General features: G+C 30.9%; 1 protein-coding gene. It reads left to right on the top strand.

Annotation, left to right across the window (positions count from 1 at the left end; all coding sequences use genetic code 11):
• Positions 1 to 137: 137 nt before the first annotated feature.
• Complete coding sequence (locus ACNG5D_RS15835) at positions 138 to 587, top strand: HAD family hydrolase (protein WP_418184504.1); 450 nt, start codon at positions 138 to 140, stop codon at positions 585 to 587.
• Positions 588 to 715 lie beyond the last annotated feature (128 nt).

The following is a 715-nucleotide window of genomic DNA, read 5'->3' as shown; positions in this document are numbered from 1 at the left end:
CGTTACCCAACATTTGAAAAAAACATCGAGAATCAATTTGAACATCAGTTTACAAAATATAAATTGGACTAAAAAAAGCGGATTTCTGATTATCGGAATTATGATAACAATTGCAATGACGAAAAACTATTGAATAAATGAATATAAGTTTTGACCTTGATAGCACTTTAATTCCAAACGGAAAGGAATTTGAAACTGAAAACAGAAACGGAATTGCAAAACTGTTCGGAATTGAACAAATGCGAAAAGGCACACGTGAATTGATTTCTGATTTGCAAAACCAAGGTCACAAAGTTCATATTTATACAACATCATTTAGAACTAAAAAAAAAATAAGATTGACTTTAAAATATTACGGAATAAAAGTCAACCGAATTGTAAACGAAAAAGAGAATCGGAAAGTTTTAAAATCTCGGAATATTAACTCATCGAAGTTTCCACCAGCATTTGATTTTGACTTACATATTGACGATTTAAAAGGTGTTGGAATTGAGAGCGAAAGATTTAGTTTTAAAGCAATTATTGTTGAACCGAATGACAAAAATTGGATTGAAAAAATAAAAATCGGAATAAAAAACGTTGGGTAACACCGTATATAATTTATTGCTGGCTACTCGCCTACTTACGAAAGTCCTCTCGGACTTTCTTGGTCGGTAATTATTTACTAAATTAGTTGCTTTAAACACGCAACAAACCATATACAAACACGTTGTGT

The organism is Algibacter ulvanivorans (assembly GCF_048381495.1).
Classification (GTDB): Bacteria; Bacteroidota; Bacteroidia; order Flavobacteriales; family Flavobacteriaceae; genus Algibacter_B; species Algibacter_B ulvanivorans.
Note: the sequence above shows the minus strand (reverse complement) of the source record. Positions and strands in the feature narration are given on the sequence as shown.